Raw genomic sequence first — 20,331 nt, 5'->3', positions numbered from 1 at the left:
ATCTGAAATTGGGAGTTTATTATGCAAACGTGGTTAAATCTGCAAGACAAAGTCATTATTGTTACCGGTGGTGCATCCGGAATTGGTCTGGCCATTGTCGAGGAGTTATTAGCGCAAGGCGCAAATGTGCAAATGGCAGATATTCATAGTGGCGAAGGTAAATATGAAAACCATAGCGGATATCATTTCTGGCCAACGGATATTTCCAGCGCTAAAGAGGTTAATCATACTGTTACTGAAATTATCCAACGCTACGGACGTATTGATGGACTGGTAAATAATGCTGGCGTTAACTTCCCGCGGCTACTGGTCGATGAAAAAGCACCCGCCGGGCAATACGAACTGAACGAAGCTGCTTTTGAAAAAATGGTTAATATCAACCAGAAAGGTGTGTTCTTAATGTCGCAAGCGGCGGCACGCCAAATGGTAAAACAGCATAACGGCGTGATTGTGAATGTCTCTTCAGAAAGCGGACTGGAAGGCTCAGAGGGCCAAAGCTGCTATGCCGCCACTAAAGCCGCGTTGAATAGCTTTACCCGCTCCTGGTCGAAAGAGTTGGGCAAGCACGGCATTCGTGTGGTTGGCATTGCACCTGGCATTCTGGAAAAAACCGGTTTGCGCACCCCCGAATATGAAGAAGCGCTGGCCTGGACCCGCAACATCACCGTTGAACAGCTGCGTGAGGGTTATACCAGGAACGCGATCCCGATTGGTCGCTCAGGACGTTTAAGCGAAGTCGCTGATTTTGTTTGTTATCTCCTCTCAGAGCGCGCCAGTTATATCACCGGAGTAACCACTAACATTGCGGGCGGAAAAACGCGCGGCTAAGGAGGTTTTATGGTCAATGCAATCTTCTGCGCTCACGGCAATCTGGCCTGCGCCATGCTGGAATCGGTACAGATGGTCTACGGCGATGCCAACGTCGAAGCGGTGGCATTTGTCCCTGGGGAGAACGCCAGCAACATCGTGGAAAAACTGAAAAAGTTAGTAAGCGTTCACACTGGCGATGAATGGCTGATTGCCGTCGATCTGCAGTGTGGCAGTCCCTGGAATGCTGCCGCTACGCTGGCAATGCAAAATCCCGCTATTCGGGTTATTAGCGGGTTGTCGCTGCCATTGGCGCTGGAACTGGTTGATAACCAAAGCAGTATGAATGTGGATGAACTGTGTGAACACCTGACGACCATTGCTCAACAAACCTGTGTCGTCTGGCAACATCTGGAAACGACCGAAGAGGATTTCTGATGAACATTACCCTTGCTCGTATTGATGACCGTTTGATTCACGGTCAGGTCACCACCGTCTGGTCAAAGGTGGCGAATGCCCAACGAATTATTATCTGCAATGACGACGTTTATAACGATGAAGTACGTCGCACATTATTACGTCAGGCCGCCCCGCCCGGAATGAAGGTTAACGTCGTTAATCTCGAAAAAGCAGTCGCTGTTTACCATAACCCGCAATATCAGAGCGAAACCGTTTTTTATCTGTTTACCTGCCCGCAGGATGCTTTAGCAATGGTAAAACAAGGGGTAAAAATCGCCACGTTAAATATTGGCGGCATGGCCTGGCGACCGGGTAAAAAACAATTAACCAAAGCGGTCTCTTTAGATGATGACGATATCAAAGCTTTTCGTGAGTTAGATAAATTGGGGGTTACGCTGGATTTACGCGTCGTCGCATCGGATCCATCAGTTAATATCCTTGAAAAAATAAAAGAACAATCGCTCGCTGAATAAATAAAAATGCCTGTGTATTTATGCTTTAACAGGCAGGGATGATCACATTCACAAGGTGACATATTATGGAAATAAGTACCCTACAAATTATCGCCATATTTATATTTTCCTGTATTGCCGGAATGGGCAGCGTGTTGGATGAGTTCCAGACCCACCGTCCGCTTATTGCTTGTACCGTTATCGGCCTGATCCTCGGTGATTTAAAAACCGGGATTATGCTCGGCGGCACGCTGGAGTTAATCGCTCTGGGTTGGATGAACGTCGGCGCAGCGCAGTCTCCCGATTCAGCGCTCGCCAGTATTATCTCCGCCATTCTGGTTATCGTCGGTCAGCAAAGCATTGCTACCGGTATCGCCATCGCCCTGCCCGTCGCGGCGGCAGGCCAGGTACTGACGGTATTCGCCCGTACCATTACCGTGGTATTCCAGCACGCGGCGGATAAAGCAGCCGAAGACGCCCGCTTTCGCACCATCGACATGCTGCACGTTTCCGCTCTCGGCGTACAGGCGCTGCGCGTTGCCATTCCTGCATTAATCGTCTCGCTGTTTGTCAGCGCGGATATGGTCAGCAGCATGCTCAACACCATTCCGGAATTCGTCACCCGCGGATTACAGATTGCCGGCGGCTTTATCGTGGTGGTCGGTTACGCCATGGTGCTGCGCATGATGGGAGTGAAGTACCTGATGCCCTTCTTCTTCCTTGGATTTATTGCCGGAGGGTATCTCGATTTGAGTCTGCTGGCTTTCGGTGGCGTGGGCGTGATCATCGCGCTGGTTTACATCCAGTTAAACCCACAGTGGCGTAAAGCCGAACCGCAGGCGCAACCCGCCTCTTCCCAAGCTCTCGACCAGCTTGATGACTAATGGAGCCAGCCATGGAACAGAAAAAACTGACCAAATCCGACCTGTTTAGCATGTTTGTTCGCTCCAACCTGCAACAGGCATCATTCAACTTTGAACGCATTCATGGGCTGGGCTTTTGCTACGACATGATCCCTGCCATCAAGCGCCTGTATCCACTGAAAGAGGACCAGGTTGCGGCACTCAAACGGCACCTGGTGTTCTTCAATACCACACCTGCCGTTTGCGGCCCGGTAATTGGCGTGACCGCCGCGATGGAAGAAGCTCGCGCCAACGGCGCGGAAATTGACGATGGTGCAATCAATGGCATCAAAGTTGGGCTGATGGGTCCGCTGGCCGGCGTCGGCGATCCGCTGGTATGGGGAACACTGCGCCCGATTACCGCCGCGCTCGGCGCATCGCTGGCACTGTCCGGTAACATTCTCGGCCCGCTATTGTTCTTCTTTATTTTCAATGCAGTACGTCTGGCAATGAAGTGGTACGGCTTACAGCTTGGCTTTCGTAAAGGGGTCAACATCGTTAGCGACATGGGCGGCAACCTGCTGCAAAAGTTGACCGAAGGCGCATCAATTCTTGGCCTGTTTGTCATGGGGGTGCTGGTCACCAAATGGACCAGCATCAACGTACCACTGGTGGTATCGCAAACGCCTGGCGCAGACGGTACCACCGTCACCATGACCGTGCAGAACATTCTCGACCAACTCTGCCCCGGCCTGCTGGCGCTTGGTCTGACGCTGCTGATGGTGCGGCTACTCAACAAGAAAATTAATCCGGTGTGGCTGATCTTCGCCTTGTTTGCGCTGGGGATTATCGGTAACGCGCTGGGCTTCCTGTCCTGATTTTTCCGCCCCGGCGATGCTGGGGCTACTTCAACAAATTGTCCTCGAAAGAGGAAGAGGTGGTAACAATGCAAACAACAACAGCTTTACGCCTTTATGGTAAACGCGATCTGCGCCTGGAAACCTTCGACCTTCCTGAAATGCAGGATGATGAAATTCTTGCTTCCGTCGTAACCGACAGCCTTTGCCTTTCTTCCTGGAAAGAGGCTAATCAGGGTGAGAACCACAAAAAGGTGCCAGATGATGTGGCCACCAACCCAATCATTATCGGCCACGAATTCTGCGGCGATATTATTGCCGTGGGGAAAAAATGGCAGCACAAGTTTCAGCCCGGCCAACGCTATGTCATTCAGGCTAACCTGCAACTGCCGGATCGCCCGGACTGTCCCGGCTACTCCTTCCCATGGGTGGGCGGTGAAGCCACGCACGTCATCATTCCTGATGAAGTCATGGAGCAGGACTGCTTGTTGGCTTACGAAGGCGAAACCTATTTTGAAGGTTCATTGGTTGAGCCACTGTCCTGCGTGATTGGCGCATTCAACGCCAACTATCACCTGCAGGAAGGCACTTATAACCATAAGATGGGCATTCGTCCGCAGGGGCGTACGTTAATCCTCGGCGGCACTGGGCCAATGGGACTACTGGCGATCGACTACGCGCTGCATGGTCCGGTTAACCCGGCGCTGCTGGTAGTGACCGACACCAATAACGACAAGTTGAGCTACGCCCGCAAGCACTATCCGTCAGAGCCACAAACGTTGATCCACTACCTTCACGCCCAGGATGCAGCTTATGACACATTGATGGCATTGAGCGGCGGCCATGGGTTTGACGACATCTTTGTATTTGTACCCAACGAAGAGCTGGTCACGCTGGCCTCTTCCCTGCTGGCTGCCGATGGCTGCATGAATTTCTTTGCGGGTCCGCAGGATAAGCAGTTTAGCGCGCCGATTAACTTCTACGACGTGCACTACGCCTTTACCCATTATGTTGGGACATCTGGCGGCAATACCGACGATATGCGCACGGCGGTAAAACTGATCGAAGAGAAGAAGGTTCAGGCCGCAAAAGTGGTGACGCACATTCTGGGGCTGAATGCGGCTGGTGAGACAACGCTGGAACTGCCAAAAGTCGGTGGCGGGAAAAAACTGGTCTACACCGGCAAAGCCTTTCCGTTAACCGCGCTCACCCAGATTGATGATTCAGCCCTGCGTGACATCCTGGAGCGCCATCAGGGGATTTGGTCGCAGGAAGCCGAACAGTACATATTGTCTCACGCCGAGGAAATTTAACATGATTAACCGCGACACCCAGTTGTGCATGTCGCTTGCCGGCCGCCCCGGCAACTTCGGCACACGTTTTCACAACTATCTGTATGAAAAGTTGGGGTTAAATTTTATCTACAAAGCCTTTACCACGCAGGATATTGAGGCCGCGGTGAAAGGCGTTCGCGCGCTAGGCATCCGCGGCTGCGCGGTATCGATGCCGTTTAAAGAGAGCTGCATGCCGTTTCTGGATGCCATCGATCCTTCCGCAAAAGTCATTGACTCTGTCAACACCATCGTCAATGACAACGGTAAGCTGACAGGATTTAACACCGACTACATTGCGATAAAAAGCCTGATTGCCAGCCACCAGCTTGATACCCACGCACGCGTCATGATCCGCGGCAGCGGTGGAATGGGTAAAGCGGTTATCGCCGCGTTTCTCGATGCCGGTTTTCGCGATGTGATCGTCGCCGCCCGCAATCGTGAGAGCGGCCCGGCGCTGGCAAAACAGTACGGTTTCCAGTGGCAGCCTCAGCCGGAAGGGATTACCTGCGATATTCTGGTCAACGTGACGCCCGTCGGCATGGCTGGCGGTAAAGAGAGCGATGAACTGGCCTACAGCGAAGCAATGGTCGCTGCCGCCAGCGTGGTGTTTGACGTCGTCGCCCTGCCGCCGGAAACACCGGTGATTAAACTGGCACAGCAATTAGGTAAAAAGACCATCAGCGGTGCAGAGGTGATTGCCTTACAGGCCGTGGAGCAGTTCGCCATGTACACCGGCGTACGCCCGGATGACGCGCTAATCGCCGAAGCGGCAGAATTTGCGCGGGCGGGGTAAAAAGCAGGAACAGAGCGCCAGGGACGGGCGCTCTGTTTATTTTAGGTACTATGCAACAGCAAACAATTGCTGGTCAGCTTTCACTTCCAACTGCGCCAACGCGGGAATCAACTGGCTGATGTAATGTTGTGGTTAGACGCCCTGATCGTGTTCCCGCACTTTCGGGGCGTTGTCATTTTTGGTGTGTGAGAGTAATGTGTCATCACACATACTCACACTACTCTTGTGTAATTAAGGTGTCAACACACATGAACGAAAGAAGAGGCAATCCTCCGTTTCAATTCCGTCTGGATCCGGAACTGCGCAAAGCGATGGAAGAAGCACAACGGCAGGATGGCGATGAATCGTTGGCAGCCTGGATTAAACGAGTGATTAGAAAAGAGCTGAAACAGAAGGGAATTGAAGTCTAGTGATACTAAATTCTCATCAACCTTTTCTGAAGGCTGAGTAAACAGACTAAAGGAGATAGTCAAAGATTAACATGGAGTTAAAAAACATAGCTCTCGTGACCGTTATGTACGTCACTGCGATCTGGATGTTATTGCATGGTATTAGAGGATTCCAGACAGGTGTTATCATTGAAACAAGAAAAAGCTCCCCTATAAAAGATTACTATTACCGCGGGGACTTAGGATTTTATGTTAACGTTTTTCTATATATCGTCGGTGGTACCGGGATGATTGGCTTCACAAGCTGGTTGCTAATGACTGATTTGGGTTACTGGTAGTTATTCACTTTCAGCGTGCCCAGTACATTGCCCCCCTTCCCGACAACAACGTCTACAAATAGGTATAAAAATCTATTGCGAGGCGCTTTCCAGAACCTCACTTCCAACATCGTGAGCCATATCAGTGAGGCGTTATACTGACGGTGGTAACATGACTGCGGTTGGTAATTTTCTGATTACATGGAGAAATGATGGAACTGCTTTTATTGAGTAACTCGACGCTGCCGGGCAAAGGCTGGATGGAACATGCGCTGCCGCTGATTGCTGAACAACTGAATGGTCGCCGTACGGCGGTGTTTATTCCGTTCGCTGGCGTGACGCAAACCTGGGATGAGTACACGGCGAAAACGGCAGCCATCTTTGCGCCAATGGGCGTCAACGTTACGGGTATTCATACCGTTGCCGATCCGATTGCCACTATTGAAAACGCAGAGCTGGTGATTGTCGGCGGGGGTAATACCTTCCAGTTACTGAAAGAAAGCCGCGAACGCGGACTGCTGGCGCCGATTGTGGATGTCGTCAAACGCGGTGCGCTGTATATCGGCTGGAGCGCGGGTTCCAACCTTGCCTGCCAGACCATCCGCACCACCAACGACATGCCGATTGTCGATCCAAAAGGCTTTGATGCCCTGGGTCTGTTCCCGCTGCAGATTAACCCACATTTCACCAACGCGCTGCCGGAAGGCCACAAAGGCGAAACGCGTGAACAGCGTATTCGCGAGCTGCTGGTTGTGGCGCCAGAGCTGACGGTAATTGGCTTGCCGGAAGGTAACTGGATTAAGGTGAGTAACGGTAAGTCCGTGCTCGGCGGCCCGAACACCACGTATATCTTTAAAGCGGGTGAAGAGGCGGTTGCCGTTGAAGCAGGCCACTGCTTTTAGTTGATTTGTTGTCTGATGCCGGATGGCGGCTTCGCCTTATCCGGCCTATATGGTAGACGACAGCATTGCCGGATGGCGGCATAAATGCCTTATCCGGCCTACCGCTTCACCTCACTCAATAATCATCCCGCTCATCGTCTTCATCCGGCTGTTCCAGCACGCTGTAAGCCACTGAACAAAACAGCGAGTTCAGACGCTGCATATCGCCCAACAGCGCCAGGTGCAACGAGCTGGTCTCGATGCTCTGCACGTTCTGCTGATGCAAACGGTCAACGTGCGCATGCGAATAACGACGGTTGAGAATACGGAAGCGGTGCTTGCTGCGGCGCAGACGACGGGCACTGGTCACATCACCTGAGAAGAACACCGACATTGCCAGTTGCAGATTGCTGAGCAACTGATCGTAGAGCGCATCCAGTTCTTTTAGCCCTTCGACAGAGAATGCCCGGCGGGCGGCCAGCGACTTATCGGCTATCTCGCTGCCCATACGTTCGACAATATCGGAAGCCTGCTCGAGGTTGAGCGACATTTCGATAATCTCCGCCCAACGGCGTGATTCCTCTTCCGCCAGCTCATCCTTTGGCATCCGCGCCAGATAGAGCTTAATGGCCGTGTATAGCACGTTAATGTCGTCCGCCATCCTGCGCAGCTCTTTCTCTTCACGCGGCTCACCGTGCATCACCTTCTTCAGCCCGTCCATCATCTGCTCCATCGCGTCGCCTATGCGCAAAGCTTCACGGGCGGCATTAGCCAAAGCGAGCGTCGGCGTATCCAGCGCGCTAACGTCCAGATGTTTGGGCTTCAGATGCGCATCAAGTTCTGGCTCATCGCGGATGATGCGCTTACAAAAACGCGCCATCGGTTCGGCGAACGGCACCATCGCCACGCAGCGCACCAGGTTGTAGAAGACGTGGAAGTAGATAACCAGTTCAGATTTCGCCAGCGGCAGTTCATCCATCAGATTAGCCAGCGGATGAACAAACGGCAGGATAATCAGGCTCCCCACCAGCTTAAACAACAGACTGCCGAGCGCCACTCGGCGGGCGGCGGCGTTCGCGGCGCTGTTATTCAACATCGCCAGCAGGCCAGAGCCGAGGTTGGCGCCAATCACCAGACACAACGCCACCGGGAACGAGATAATGCCCGCAGCGGTCAGCGTGGCCGTCAGCAGCACCGCCGCCAGGCTGGAGTAGCTGATAATCGCAAACATGGCGCCAATCAGCGCATCCAGCATGATATCGCCGGTGAGCGAGGCGAAAATAACCTGTACGCCGTTCGCCTGGGTGATCGGCGTGACCGCCTGCACAATCAGCTCCAACGCCAGTAAAATCAATCCCAGCCCAATACCAACCCGCCCCAGTTGCCCCACGCGGGACTGCTTACGTCCGAGAAAGAAGATCACGCCGATAAAAATCAGCAGTGGCGACAGCCAGGAGAGGTCGAAAGTCAGGATACGCGCCATCAGCGCGGTCCCCACGTCGGCGCCGAGTACAATCACCAGCGCAGGGGTGAGCGCCACGAGATCTTGCGCGACAAACGAAGTGACCAGCATGGTGGTGGCGTTGCTGCTTTGCACCAGCGCCGTCACGCCGATACCCGCACAAAAGGCGAGCGGCTTCTTTTCAACACTACGGCTGAGGACGGTACGCAAGCGGGCGCCAAAGACACGCATCACGCCGGTACGCACAATATGCGTACCCCAAACCAGCATCGCGACGGCAGAAAGCAGGTGTAACAGAGTTAACACGGAATCAGGTACTCCTTATCGTTATATGTTCCTGAGGCCGAAGCCTTCTTTCAGTATAAGGGTTTAAACGTAATAAAGAGACAGGGCACTCAATGAGTGCCCTGTTTGTTGTAAATAAAGATGACAGTTTTGTGAATCAATCAGCGTCGTAGCCGAGGTTTGGCGCTAACCAACGTTCGACTTCCGCCACGCTCATGCCTTTACGGAAGGCATAATCTTCAACCTGATCGCGCTGGATTTGCGCCACGGCGTAGTACTTGCTGTCCGGATGACTGAAATACCAGCCGGAGACCGACGCGCCTGGCCACATCGCAAATGATTCAGTGAGCTTCATCCCGGTGTGCGCTTCCACGTCCAGCAGTTCCCAAATGGTGGCCTTTTCAGTGTGTTCCGGGCACGCCGGATAGCCCGGCGCCGGGCGAATCCCCTGGTAGTTTTCGCGGATAAGTTCCTCGTTACTGAGATTCTCATTCGCCGCATAGCCCCAGTAAACTTTACGCACGCGCTCATGCAGATACTCCGCGAATGCTTCCGCCAGACGGTCAGCGATCGCTTTCACCATGATCTTGTTGTAGTCGTCATGCTGGGCTTCAAAGGCGTCCGCCAGCGCATCTTCCTCCAGACCGCCGGTAACCGCGAAAGCACCGATGTAATCCGCTTTGCCGCTCAGTTTCGGCGCGACAAAGTCAGACAGGCAATAGTTGGCGAAACCGACTTTTTCCGTCTGCTGGCGCAGGTGATGACTCACGTTGATGACGTGCGTACGCGTCTCGTCACGGTAAATCTCGATGTCGTCACCCACGCGGTTGGCTGGGAATAAACCCACCACGCCGCGCGGATTCAGGGTCTTCTCAGCGCTGAGTTTATCCAGCATGTCGTTGGCATCTTTGAACAGGCGCTTCGCCTCTTCTCCTACCACCTCATCTTCAAGAATGCGCGGATATTTCCCGGCCAACGACCAGGTCATAAAGAACGGCGTCCAGTCGATGTAGTTGCGTAGGGTTTCGATGCTGGCTTCAACTTCCTGCACGCCGAGGCGGTGCGCCACCGGCGGCGTGTAGTTTTCCCAGTCGAAGGCCAGATCGTTATCACGGGCAACCTGTAACGTTACCGGCGGGGTACGCGGTTTCTTACGCGCATGCTGGATACGCACGGTTTCGTACTCTTTACGCGTACGGGCGACAAAGTCATCGCGCTGGGTGTCTGAGAGCAGCGCGGCCACGACGCCCACGGTACGCGAAGCGTTCTGCACGTAAACCGTCGGGCCACTGTAGTTCTGCTCAATTTTCACCGCGGTGTGTGCTTTCGAGGTGGTCGCACCGCCAATCAGCAGTGGGATGGTGAAGCCCTGACGCTCCATTTCTTTCGCCACGTTGACCATTTCGTCCAGCGATGGGGTAATCAGCCCGGAAAGGCCAATCAGATCGGCATTCACTTCACGCGCCGTTCTGAGGATTTTCTCCGCGGGCACCATCACGCCAAGATCGACGATTTCGTAGTTGTTACATTGCAGCACCACGCCAACAATGTTTTTGCCGATATCGTGCACATCGCCCTTCACGGTCGCGATGACCATCTTGCCGTTGCTGGAACCTTTCTCTTTGCTGGCCTCAATGTACGGTTCGAGGTAGGCCACCGCCTGCTTCATCACGCGAGCGGATTTCACCACCTGCGGCAGGAACATTTTTCCCTCGCCGAACAGGTCGCCGACCACGTTCATGCCGTCCATCAGCGGTCCTTCAATAACCTCGATCGGACGCGCAGCTTGCTGGCGCGCTTCTTCGGTATCCAGCTCAATAAACTCGGTAATGCCTTTCACCAGCGAGTATTCGAGGCGCTTTTTCACGTCCCAGGTGCGCCATTCCGCCATCTGGGCATTCGCCGTGTCGTCGGTTTTACTGCCGCGATATTTCTCAGCCAGCTCCAGCAGTCGTTCGGTGCCATCGTCACGGCGGTTAAGGATCACGTCTTCAACCGCATCGCGCAGCTCGGCGGGCAGGTCGTCATAAATCGCCAACTGTCCGGCGTTGACGATCCCCATGTCCATACCGTTGCGAATGGCGTAGTAGAGGAATACCGCGTGAATAGCTTCACGTACCGGGTCGTTGCCGCGAAACGAGAATGAAACGTTTGAAACGCCGCCGGAGATCAGCGCATGCGGCAGTTCGCGTTTGATGTCCTCACAGGCGCCGATAAAGTCCTGCGCGTAGTTGTTGTGCTCATCAATACCGGTCGCGACGGCAAAGATGTTCGGGTCAAAGATAATGTCTTCCGGCGGGAAGCCCACTTCTTCGGTAAGAATTTTGTACGCCCGACGGCAGATCTCGATTTTACGCGCGCGGGTGTCGGCCTGCCCCTGCTCGTCAAAAGCCATCACCACCACCGCGGCACCGTAGCGACGCAGAAGCTTCGCGTGATGAATAAAGGTCTCAACCCCCTCTTTCATCGAGATGGAGTTAACGATGCCTTTACCCTGAATGCACTTCAGCCCTTTCTCGATAACGTCCCATTTCGAGGAGTCGATCATGATCGGTACGCGGGCGATATCCGGTTCACCGGCGATCAGGTTGAGGAAACGCACCATTGCCGCTTCGGCGTCGAGCATCCCCTCATCCATGTTGATATCGATAATCTGCGCGCCGCTTTCCACCTGCTGGCGGGCGACATCCAGCGCTTCGCTGTATTTCTCTTCTTTGATCAGGCGTTTAAATTTCGCCGAACCGGTGACGTTGGTGCGCTCGCCGACGTTCACAAACAGGCTGTCGTCGCCGATGTTCAGCGGTTCAAGGCCGGACAGGCGGCAGGCAACCGGGATTTCCGGCAAACGGCGCGGCGGCAAGCCATCCACCGCGCGGCTCATGGCGGCGATGTGTTCCGGCGTGGTGCCGCAGCAGCCGCCGACCACGTTGAGAAAGCCCGCCTGCGCCCACTCGCGGATTTGTGCCGCCATGGTGTCGGCGTCGAGATCGTATTCGCCAAAGGCGTTTGGTAAACCGGCATTCGGGTGCGCGGTCACGTAGCATTCGGCAATGCGCGACAGTTCCTGCACATACTGGCGCAGCTCGTCCGGACCTAAGGCGCAGTTCAGGCCGAAAGTCAGCGCATCCGCGTGGCGCAAGGAGTTATAGAATGCTTCGGTAGTCTGGCCGGAAAGCGTACGCCCGGAAGCATCGGTGATGGTGCCGGAGAGCATAATCGGCAGCTCAACGCCCAGCGCTTCGAATTCGGTTTTCACCGCAAAAATAGCGGCTTTGGCGTTCAGGGTATCGAAGACGGTTTCAATCAGGATCAGGTCACTGCCGCCTTCCACCAGCGCTTTGGTAGATTCACGGTAGGCGGCCACCAGTTGATCAAAGGTAATGTTGCGGTAAGCCGGGTCGTTAACGTCAGGCGAGATAGACGCCGTACGGTTGGTTGGGCCGAGCACACCCGCGACATAGCGCGGTTTTTCCGGCGTGCGCGCCGTCCATTCGTCTGCCGCCGCACGCGCCAGTTTAGCTGCCGTAAAGTTGATTTCCGCCGACAGGGATTCCATCTGGTAATCCGCCATGGCGATAGTCGTGGAGTTAAAGGTGTTGGTTTCGATGATATCCGCGCCCGCCTCAAAGTAGGCGTTATGGATCGCGGCGATCACCTCCGGTTTGCTGAGCACCAACAGGTCGTTGTTGCCTTTCAGATCGCACGGCCAGTCGGCAAAGCGTTCGCCGCGGAAATCCTCTTCGCTCAGACGATATCCCTGGATCATGGTGCCCATACCGCCGTCCAGCACCAGAATACGTTCATTTAACTGCTGACGTAATTGTTCTACTTTGCTGCTCACACTCGCTCCCGACAACGCTCAACCAGACCGAAAAAAACTCAACAGGCCATACTGGCACAAACCTGAGAGGTGGAAAAGGGAACAACGGCCAACATGAGACATGTTCAGCTTCACTCATCCGATCAGTACAGGAATTCTTGCATTATAATTTAATAAAACGAAAATGATTTCCACGATACAGAAAAGGAGTCCGCCATGGTTGCCACAATCCCCGCGAAACGCGGTAGAAAACCCGCCGCTGCTACTGCGCCTGCAACCGGGCAGGTTCAGTCTCTGACCCGCGGCCTGAAGCTACTGGAGTGGATTGCGGAATCCAACGGCAGCGTGGCGCTAACCGAACTGGCGCAGCAGGCCGGCCTGCCAAATTCCACGACTCACCGTTTATTGACCACCATGCAGCAGCAGGGTTTTGTCCGCCAGGTCGGTGACTTAGGACACTGGGCCGTCGGTGCACATGCGTTTATCGTCGGCAGCAGCTTTTTACAAAGCCGTAATTTGCTGGCGATTGTCCACCCGATCCTGCGCAAGCTGATGGAAGACTCCGGTGAGACGGTAAACCTCGCCGTGCTGGATCAAAGCGACCATCAGGCCATTATTATCGACCAGGTGCAGTGCACACAACTGATGCGCATGTCCGCGCCTATCGGCGGCAAACTGCCGATGCACGCTTCCGGCGCGGGTAAGGCGTTTTTATCCCAACTGAGCGAAGAACAGGTGACTGGCCTGCTACACCGTAAAGGCCTGCACGCTTACACCCACGCCACGCTGGTGTCGCCGGTGCATCTGAAAGAGGATTTGGCCCAGACGCGCAAGCGCGGCTATTCCTTTGATGATGAGGAACATGCGCTGGGCCTGCGCTGCGTGGCGTCATGCATTTATGACGAGCACCGCGAGCCGTTCGCCGCTATTTCCATTTCCGGACCCATTTCGCGCATTACCGACGATCGCGTGACCGAGTTTGGCGCTATGGCGATCAAAGCGGCGAAAGAAGTGACGCTGGCGTATGGCGGGATTCGCTAAGATGGGATTGCCGGGTGGCGGCTACGCCTTATCCGCCCTACGGTCGGTTTCATAACGCACGCTGAAACGCTGTTTGCGCCGGTAGGCGTAAACATCTTCCACATGCCCGTTTTTAATCCGCGTTTGCAGGCCCCGCCAGTAGTCGGCGCTGAACAGGTCAGCGTGCATCTCTTCAAATAGCGGCCCGATACGCGGGTCGGCACAAAGCCAGTGACGAAACTCTTCCGGGAAGACATCTCCCGGCGATACGCTGTACCAAGGCTCAGCGCTCATCTCATCTTCCGGGTAGCGTGGCGGCGGGATATGGCGGAAATTCACCTCCGTCATGTAGCAAATTTCATCATAGTCGTAGAACACCACGCGCCCGTGGCGGGTCACGCCGAAGTTCTTAAACAGCATATCGCCGGGGAAAATATTGGCGGCAGCCAGTTGGCGAATCGCGTTGCCGTACTCTTCAATGGCATCGCGCAGCTGCTGGCCTTCGACCTGCTCCAGCCAGATATTCAGCGGCACCATCCGTCGTTCGATATACAGATGGCGAATGACAATCTGATCGCCGAGATCGGTAATTTTTTCCGGGGCTTCCTGCAATAACAGCGCCATCAGCGCCGGATCGATTTGCCGTTTATCCAGCACAAAGTTCTCGAACTCCTGAGTGTCAGCCATTCGCCCAACACGATCGTGCTCTTTGACCAGTTGATAGCAGGCGCGGACGTGGGCGGCAGACATCTCTTTTTGCGGGGCAAATTTGTCTTTGATGATTTTAAACACCCGGTCAAAGCCCGGCAGGGTAAACACCAGCATCACCATGCCGCGAATACCCGGCGCTTCGATAAAATGCTCATCGCAATGGGCAAGATAGAGCAGATACTCGCGGTAACTTTCGGTCTTCGCGTGTTTCTGACAGCCAATCGCCATGTACAGTTCGGCGGTGGTTTTTCCGGGCAGGATCTCGCGCAGCCACTCCACCAGCGCCGCAGGCAACGGAGCGTACACCATAAAATAGGAGCGGGCGAAGCCAAACACAATGCTCGCCTCCGCTGTCGTGGTCAGACAGGTATCGACAAACAATTCGCCTTCGTCAGTCCGGTGGATTGGCAGTAAAAACGGCAGCGTCCCGGAAGGGGTGATCAACTTACCAACCAGCCAGGCGGCCTTGTTGCGATAAAACAGTTCGTTCGCCACCTGTAAATGACAGCGCTGCAACACATCCGCACCCAGAGTTTCGGTCAGGTGTTCGATGATGTAGTGGATATCACGATGTTTGTTCTGCCACGGTAGACGCAGAGGCAGATCGCTGAGAACGCGCGTAAGCAGCCACTCCCAGCCGGTATCAGGAAAGAAGTCTTTCGCCAGCGGACGTGGGATCGTGCGAAAACGGCGCTCTGGCTGAGAACTGAAAATAAACAGCCGCTCGGGAGTCAGCGAGCGGTGGTCAAATAACCGGCAGTAGACGGAGTTAAAGAAACTCTCCGCAATCTCGAAGCGTGGGTAATCCGGCAGTAGCCGGGTGTAATGCTCTTTCACGCGAAGTAAAAAATCCGCGTCGGTACTTTTACCGTCAGTAATGCAGCGCAGCTGTTCCACCACCAGACCCACATGGTGATCGTAAAGGTGAATACGACTTTTCATCGCCTGCTGAACCGCATGCCAGTCGGCATGTTCAAAACGCTGCTGCGCGCCGGAGGTGACTTCCAGAAAACGCCCGTACTGGGCGTCGAAACCTTGCAAGATAGTCTGAGCAATCAGTAATTCCAGGCCACGCGTCATCGATTTCTCCCATCCGGCACAACGTCATGCCGGATGGCACGTTCGCTTATCCGGCCTACATCCCTTCGTAGGCCCGGTAAGCGCAGCGCCACCGGGCATTAATCAAAACTGCGATTCTTCGGTCGAGCCGGTCAGCGCGGTCACCGAGGAAGTACCGCCCTGAATGATGGTGGTGACTTTATCGAAGTAGCCTGTACCCACTTCCTGCTGATGGGATACGAAGGTGTAACCGTCTTTAGCCGCCGCAAATTCTGGCTGCTGAACCTTCTCAACATAGTGGCGCATGCCTTCGCCCTGCGCATAGGAATGCGCGAGGTCGAACATGTTGAACCACATGCTGTGGATGCCCGCCAGGGTAATGAACTGGTATTTGTAACCCATATCCGACAGTTGCTGCTGGAAGCTGGCAATGGTTTTGTCGTCGAGGTTTTTCTGCCAGTTAAACGACGGCGAACAGTTGTAGGCCAGCAGTTTGCCTGGGAATTTCGCGTGAATCGCATCGGCAAAGCGCTTCGCCAGTTCGAGGTCCGGCGTGGAAGTTTCACACCACACCAGATCCGCATACGGTGCGTAGGCCAGGCCACGGCTGATCGCCTGCTCAATGCCCGCATGCGTACGGTAGAACCCTTCGCTGGTACGTTCGCCGGTGATGAACTCGCTGTCGTAAGGGTCGCAATCAGACGTAATCAGATCGGCTGCGTCAGCATCAGTACGCGCAATCACCAGCGTCGGAACACCCATGACGTCGGCTGCCAGACGGGCGGCCACCAGTTTCTGGATAGCTTCCTGAGTCGGAACCAGCACTTTGCCGCCCATGTGACCACATTTTTTCACCGATGCGAGCTGATCTTCGAAGTGAACGGCCGCTGCACCAGCCTCAATCATCGATTTCATCAGTTCAAACGCGTTCAGTACGCCACCAAACCCAGCTTCCGCATCGGCAACAATCGGCAGGAAGTAATCGACATAGCGCGGATCGTTCGGCTCAATACCGGTTGACCATTGGATCTGATCGGCGCGACGGAATGTGTTGTTGATCCTGTCCACCACTGCCGGGACGGAGTTCGCCGGATACAGCGATTGGTCTGGATACATGCTGGATGCCAGGTTGGCATCTGCCGCCACCTGCCAACCTGAAAGATAGACCGCTTCAATACCGGCCTTCGCCTGCTGCAGCGCCTGACCGCCGGTCAGCGCGCCGAGGCTGTTGATATAACCTTTCTTCGATTCACCGTGCAGCAGACGCCACATTTTCGCCGCGCCAAGCTGCGCCAGCGTACATTCCGGGTTGACCGAGCCACGTAATTTCACCACTTCCTCCGCGCTATATGGACGGGTGATGCCTTCCCAGCGCGGTTGAGTCCATTCTTTCTGTAATTCTTCGATTTGTTGAGTACGGGTTTTCATGTGCAGATGCTCCATATTGTTATGTGGTGGATTACGCCAGCAGGCGGTAACCTGGCAGGGTGAGGAAGTCGATTAAGTCATCTGATGTGGTGATTTGTTCCATCAGGCGCGCGGCATCGTCAAAACGCCCGCTGCTGTAGCGGTGCTCGCCCAGTTCGTCCTGAATCACCAACATCTCTTCGGCCAGCATCTGACGGAACAGCGGTTTGGTAACCGGCTTACCGTTGCTGAGCGTCTTCTGGTGGTGGATCCACTGCCAGATGGAGGTACGGGAGATTTCGGCGGTGGCCGCATCTTCCATCAGACCGTAAATCGGTACGCAGCCGTTACCGGAGATCCACGCTTCGATGTACTGCACCGCGACACGGATATTGGCGCGCATGCCTTCTTCAGTACGCTCACCTTCACAAGGCGCCAGCAGTTGTTCTGCGGTAATCGGCGCATCTTCTTCACGGGTCACGAATAGCTGATTTTTGTTTTCACCGAGTACGTCGTTGAACACCGCCATAGCGGTATCTGCCAGTCCCGGATGGGCAATCCATGTGCCGTCATGACCGTTATTCGCTTCCAGCGCTTTGTCCGCTTTTACCTTGGTCAGAACCTGGTTGTTACGTTCCGCATCTTTGCTGGGAATGAACGCCGCCATGCCGCCCATCGCGAACGCGCCGCGTTTATGACAGGTTTTAATCAGCAGACGCGAATAGGCGCTGAGGAATGGCTTATCCATCGTCACCACCTGACGGTCCGGCAGCACGCGATCCGGGTGGTTCTTCAGCGTTTTGATATAGCTAAAAATGTAGTCCCAGCGACCGCAGTTCAGGCCCACAATGTGGTCACGCAGGGCGTGCAGAATTTCGTCCATCTGGAAAACAGCCGGCAGCGTTTCAATCAACAGGGTCGCTTTAATGGTGCCGCGCGGCAGGTTAAAGCGGTCCTCTGCATAGCTGAACACTTCGCTCCACCATGCCGCTTCTTGCCAGGCCTGTGTTTTTGGCAGATAGAAATAAGGGCCGCTGCCTTTCGCCAGCAACGTTTTGTAGTTGTGGAAGAAATAGAGGGCAAAGTCGAACAAGCTGCCTGGGATGGATTCGCCACGCCAGGTGACGTGTTTTTCCGGCAGGTGCAGACCACGAACACGACACACCAACAGAGCCGGATTGGGTTTGAGCTGATAAATTTTACCCGCTTCATTGGTATAGCTAATGGTGCCATTGACCGCATCGCGCAGATTGATCTGCCCGTCGATAACTTTGCTCCACTCAGGAGCCAGCGAATCTTCAAAATCAGCCATAAAGACTTTGACGTTCGCGTTCAGCGCGTTGATGACCATCTTGCGCTCAACCGGTCCGGTAATCTCTACGCGGCGATCCAGTAAATCATCAGGAATTCCGCGGATCTTCCAGTTACCCTCACGAATGGAAGCCGTTTCCGAAATAAAATCAGGCAACTTACCGTCATCAATATCCTGCTGCTGCTGGATACGCGCAGCCAGAAGTTTATTCCGCTTTGGCGTAAATCTTGTCACCAGCTCGGTAAGAAACTCTACCGCTTCAGCGGTCAGAATTTGTTGCTCCTGTTCGCCGCTCGGCCTGGTAAAGACCAGTTCATCGGTTGTCGTTGCCTGTTGATTCATTGCGTAGTTCCTCGTCATTGATCCAAACACATCCCCAATGCGAACGAAGGATCGTTGTGCGGTTTTCGTTCAGCACAACTAAGACTACTCATTTAAATTTCAAAATCAAAAACAATTTCCATTTTTAATTTAATTATCAATTAACTTATTGATAACAATATAAATTAAATTTAATTACATGATGAGGTGCGTTTCGGAAATAAAAAAGGCACCCGAAGGTGCCTGATTCAACATGCTGAAACGCTTAAGGATCGTCTGCTACAGAAGATTAATCCAGCGTTGGATTCATGTGACGCAGATCATATGGCGTGATCTGGTAGACGTAATAGTTGAGCCAGTTGGTGAACAACAGATTGCCGTGGCTACGCCAGGTTGCCCGCGGTTTGTTTTGTGGGTCATCTTTCGGGAAATAGTTATAGGGAACTTCCGGCGTTAAGCCCGCTTCGACGTCACGAAAATATTCGCTGCCGAGTGTGTGATCGTCATACTCAGGATGACCCGTCACGAAGGCAATACGTTTATCTTTGCTGGCAAACAGGTAAGCATCTCCCTCTTCGGTTTCAGCAAAAATCTCGAGATCGGTGTAGTCGCGGATAAGCGCAGCAGGGAAATCGGCATAGCGCGAATGCGGGGCCAGGAACGCATCATCAAATCCACGCGTCAGCAGCGCATGAGGGTGAAGAATATGGTGCTCATAGACGCCTGAGAGCTTATCCGTGCGGGTTTGCTTGGGAATTCCGTACAGGATATTCAACGCGGCTTGCACCGCCCAACAGACAAATAGCGTCGATGTAACATGATCTTTCGCCCATTCAAGCACTTGTTTAATCTGCGGCCAGTAAGCCACATCATTAAATTCAACCAGGCCCAACGGCGCGCCGGTCACAATCAGTCCGTCAAAGTTCTGATCGCAGATATCCTCGAAATTACAGTAAAAGTTATTCAGATGCTCCGTTGGGGTGTTGCGTGACTCGCGGGCATCGATGCGCAATAGCTGAACATCTACCTGCAGCGGTGAGTTAGAGAGTAAACGCAGAAACTGGTTTTCCGTTTCAATCTTCTTGGGCATCAGGTTGAGGATGAGCACCTTCAGTGGACGAATTTCCTGACCGGAAGCGCGGGATGTCGTCATCACGAAGACGTTCTCCTCACGCAAGAAATTGACGGCGGGTAGCTCGTCCTGCACGCGAATTGGCATAACCTGATAACCTCACTACATACGCTTAAACGTTTAGACATCCAGATAGCTGAAGATACCCAGGAATTATGCGAATGTCGAGCCTGCATCCTCAAGTTGAGAAAGTTTCACGGCTCCTTGCTGTAGAATAGTGGAGTAAAGAAAAAAAGGAGAATGCTATGACCATTACCATTCGTCGTTCGCGTCAGGACGAAGGAGATAAGTTAGTTTCTATTTGGTGTCGTTCAGTAGATGCCACACACCATTTCCTCTCTGCGGATTATCGGATTGAGCTGGAGGAGCTGGTACGTTCATTTTTACCTGAAGCCCCTCTATGGGTTGCAGTGACAGAACAGGATGAGCCCGTCGCCTTCATGCTCCTTACCGATAAGCATATAGATGCGTTGTTTGTCGATCCGGATGTGCGTGGGAGTGGTGTGGGTAAGTTGCTGATTGAACATGCTTTATCAATGAGTTCAACGCTAACAACCAACGTTAACGAACAGAATGAGCAGGCAGTTGGATTCTATAAGAAGATGGGATTTAACGTGACGGGACGTACAGAAGTGGACGATCTCGGACGGCCGTACCCGTTACTCAACCTC

At 53.8% G+C, this 20,331-nt stretch carries 17 protein-coding genes; 11 read left to right on the top strand and 6 right to left on the bottom strand.

Going from position 1 to position 20,331, the window contains the following annotated elements; all coding sequences use genetic code 11:
• Nucleotides 1-21 precede the first annotated feature (21 nt).
• From OGV80_RS01755 to pepE, 9 genes are all read left to right on the top strand, one after another.
• Nucleotides 22-828: an SDR family oxidoreductase gene (locus OGV80_RS01755; protein WP_043018051.1), complete on the top strand. Its 807-nt coding sequence runs from the start codon at nucleotides 22-24 to the stop codon at nucleotides 826-828.
• 9 nt (nucleotides 829-837) lie between these two features.
• Entirely contained in the window at nucleotides 838-1,245 is a 408-nt protein-coding gene (locus tag OGV80_RS01750) for a mannose/fructose/sorbose PTS transporter subunit IIA (RefSeq protein ID WP_047407273.1), read from the top strand.
• Nucleotides 1,245-1,739 carry a PTS sugar transporter subunit IIB gene (locus OGV80_RS01745; RefSeq protein WP_047407276.1) on the top strand — a complete coding sequence of 165 codons (495 nt, stop codon included), beginning with the start codon at nucleotides 1,245-1,247 and terminating at the stop codon, nucleotides 1,737-1,739. The genes OGV80_RS01750 and OGV80_RS01745 overlap by 1 nt, the downstream gene beginning before the upstream one ends.
• Before the next feature lie 65 nt (nucleotides 1,740-1,804).
• Nucleotides 1,805-2,602, top strand: a complete 798-nt coding sequence (locus OGV80_RS01740; protein ID WP_286513423.1) for a PTS mannose/fructose/sorbose transporter subunit IIC — start codon at nucleotides 1,805-1,807, stop codon at nucleotides 2,600-2,602.
• 11 nt (nucleotides 2,603-2,613) lie between these two features.
• Entirely contained in the window at nucleotides 2,614-3,438 is an 825-nt protein-coding gene (locus tag OGV80_RS01735; RefSeq protein ID WP_003031641.1) for a PTS system mannose/fructose/sorbose family transporter subunit IID, read from the top strand.
• 68 nt (nucleotides 3,439-3,506) lie between these two features.
• Complete coding sequence (sorE, locus tag OGV80_RS01730) at nucleotides 3,507-4,730, top strand: L-sorbose 1-phosphate reductase (protein ID WP_047407286.1); 1,224 nt, start codon at nucleotides 3,507-3,509, stop codon at nucleotides 4,728-4,730.
• 1 nt (nucleotide 4,731) lies between these two features.
• Entirely contained in the window at nucleotides 4,732-5,544 is an 813-nt protein-coding gene (locus OGV80_RS01725) for a shikimate 5-dehydrogenase (RefSeq protein ID WP_047407288.1), read from the top strand.
• A 248-nt stretch (nucleotides 5,545-5,792) separates the two neighbouring features.
• Nucleotides 5,793-5,954 (top strand): phage protein, encoded by a 162-nt coding sequence (locus OGV80_RS01720; RefSeq protein ID WP_003841416.1) that lies wholly within the window; start codon nucleotides 5,793-5,795, stop codon nucleotides 5,952-5,954.
• 508 nt (nucleotides 5,955-6,462) lie between these two features.
• The gene (pepE, locus tag OGV80_RS01715; protein WP_286513469.1) at nucleotides 6,463-7,152 is read left to right on the top strand and encodes a dipeptidase PepE; all 690 of its coding nucleotides are present in this window, start codon (nucleotides 6,463-6,465) and stop codon (nucleotides 7,150-7,152) included.
• A 115-nt stretch (nucleotides 7,153-7,267) separates the two neighbouring features.
• Here pepE and OGV80_RS01710 read toward each other — a convergent pair whose 3' ends face one another.
• Nucleotides 7,268-8,899 carry a Na/Pi cotransporter family protein gene (locus OGV80_RS01710; protein ID WP_047407292.1) on the bottom strand — a complete coding sequence of 544 codons (1,632 nt, stop codon included), beginning with the start codon at nucleotides 8,897-8,899 and terminating at the stop codon, nucleotides 7,268-7,270.
• A gap of 136 nt (nucleotides 8,900-9,035) precedes the next feature.
• Complete coding sequence (gene metH / locus OGV80_RS01705; protein ID WP_043018040.1) at nucleotides 9,036-12,719, bottom strand: methionine synthase; 3,684 nt, start codon at nucleotides 12,717-12,719, stop codon at nucleotides 9,036-9,038.
• Nucleotides 12,720-12,914: 195 nt separating this feature from the next.
• Here metH and iclR point away from each other — a divergent pair, with 195 nt between their 5' ends.
• Nucleotides 12,915-13,739, top strand: coding sequence for a glyoxylate bypass operon transcriptional repressor IclR (gene iclR, locus OGV80_RS01700; protein WP_043018039.1), 825 nt, complete (start codon nucleotides 12,915-12,917; stop codon nucleotides 13,737-13,739).
• Between the two features lie 21 nt (nucleotides 13,740-13,760).
• On the opposite strand, the gene aceK is transcribed toward iclR, so the two are convergent.
• The 4 genes from aceK to metA form a co-directional block, all read right to left on the bottom strand.
• Nucleotides 13,761-15,509, bottom strand: a complete 1,749-nt coding sequence (gene aceK / locus OGV80_RS01695) for a bifunctional isocitrate dehydrogenase kinase/phosphatase (protein WP_286513417.1) — start codon at nucleotides 15,507-15,509, stop codon at nucleotides 13,761-13,763.
• A 102-nt stretch (nucleotides 15,510-15,611) separates the two neighbouring features.
• Nucleotides 15,612-16,916 (bottom strand): isocitrate lyase, encoded by a 1,305-nt coding sequence (aceA, locus tag OGV80_RS01690; protein WP_016155323.1) that lies wholly within the window; start codon nucleotides 16,914-16,916, stop codon nucleotides 15,612-15,614.
• Between the two features lie 31 nt (nucleotides 16,917-16,947).
• Complete coding sequence (aceB, locus tag OGV80_RS01685; protein ID WP_181634165.1) at nucleotides 16,948-18,549, bottom strand: malate synthase A; 1,602 nt, start codon at nucleotides 18,547-18,549, stop codon at nucleotides 16,948-16,950.
• A 268-nt stretch (nucleotides 18,550-18,817) separates the two neighbouring features.
• Nucleotides 18,818-19,747 (bottom strand): homoserine O-acetyltransferase MetA, encoded by a 930-nt coding sequence (gene metA / locus OGV80_RS01680; RefSeq protein WP_043018036.1) that lies wholly within the window; start codon nucleotides 19,745-19,747, stop codon nucleotides 18,818-18,820.
• 158 nt (nucleotides 19,748-19,905) lie between these two features.
• Between metA and OGV80_RS01675 the strand changes: the two genes are divergently transcribed.
• Nucleotides 19,906-20,331, top strand: a 426-nt coding sequence (locus OGV80_RS01675; protein ID WP_286513414.1) for an acetyltransferase, incomplete at its 3' end; no start/stop codon positions are given.

Origin of the sequence: Citrobacter sp. Ce119, from assembly GCF_030334525.1 — a bacterium.
Classification (GTDB): Bacteria; Pseudomonadota; Gammaproteobacteria; order Enterobacterales; family Enterobacteriaceae; genus Citrobacter; species Citrobacter europaeus.
The sequence above is the reverse complement of the archived record's forward strand: the minus strand, read 5'-3'. Positions and strand labels throughout refer to the sequence as shown.